The 223-nt window shown below is 30.0% G+C and carries 1 pseudogene; it reads right to left on the bottom strand.

Annotated elements, in window-relative coordinates:
* Positions 1-223, bottom strand: a pseudogene (locus tag KGF39_RS19725) (cell wall-binding protein); the annotation flags it as partial.

Genomic DNA, 223 nt, shown 5'->3' with positions numbered 1-223 from the left:
AAGTATTAGCAGGTGCAAAGTATTCAAATCCATCAGGTCCTTTAAACACACCTGTCTGCATAATACCATCATTATTAAAATAAAAATGTTTACCATCTATAATTGTATAACCAGTTGAAACTATGAAAGTGTTAGGATTAAAGTAATACTTCTTACCATCAATTGTTTGCCATCCAGTTACTGCAACAGCAGTGTTAGGATTAAAATAATATTTTTTACTATC

The organism is Clostridioides sp. ZZV14-6345 (genome assembly GCF_020657775.1).
Classification (GTDB): domain Bacteria; phylum Bacillota; class Clostridia; order Peptostreptococcales; family Peptostreptococcaceae; genus Clostridioides; species Clostridioides difficile_D.
The sequence above is the reverse complement of the archived record's forward strand: the minus strand, read 5'-3'. Positions and strand labels throughout refer to the sequence as shown.